Source organism: Aquimarina algiphila, from assembly GCF_007489275.1.
In the GTDB taxonomy this organism is placed as follows: domain Bacteria; phylum Bacteroidota; class Bacteroidia; order Flavobacteriales; family Flavobacteriaceae; genus Aquimarina; species Aquimarina algiphila.
The window spans coordinates 1-636 of the sequence record NZ_VLNR01000200.1 but is presented as its reverse complement, the minus strand read 5'-3'; the positions used below and the strand labels follow the sequence as shown (position 1 = coordinate 636).

Below are 636 nucleotides of genomic sequence, written 5' to 3'. Positions count from 1 at the left end.
TATAATCACCCTCAGAGGTTACATTGACTGGATTCTCACCAGCAGTAAATCCTTCCCAGTTGAAGGTTACATTAGGAGTAGTTGATGTGGCGGTTAACGCTACTGATGTATTACTACAGGTAATGATTCCATCAGCAGTAGCAGTAAGCTCAGGCTTAGTTAAATCAGCACTTACAGTTACAGTTTGTTGAATACTACATCCGTTAATGGTATTAGTAGCGGTTACTATATAATCCCCTTCAGAGGTTACATTAACCGGATTCTCACCATCGGTAAATCCTTCCCAGTTGAAGGTTACATTAGGAGTAGTTGATGTAGCGGTTAATGCTACTGATGTATTACTACACGTAATGATTCCGTCAGCAGTAGCAGTAAGCTCAGGTTGATCAAGATCAGCACTTACAGTTACAGTTTGTTGAATACTACATCCATTGATGGTATTGGTAGCGGTTACTATATAATCACCCTCAGAGGTTACATTGACCGGATTCTCACCATCGGTAAATCCTTCCCAATTGAAGGTTACATTAGGAGTAGTTGATGTGGCGGTTAATGCTACTGATGTATTACTACAGGTAATGATTCCATCAGCAGTAGCGGTAAGCTCAGGCTTGGTTAAATCAGCACTTACAGTTA

At 40.6% G+C, this 636-nt stretch carries 1 protein-coding gene; it reads right to left on the bottom strand.

Annotated elements, in window-relative coordinates; genetic code table 11:
- The coding region (locus FOF46_RS32120; protein ID WP_208746854.1) for a hypothetical protein at positions 1-636 on the bottom strand (636 nt) is incomplete at both ends.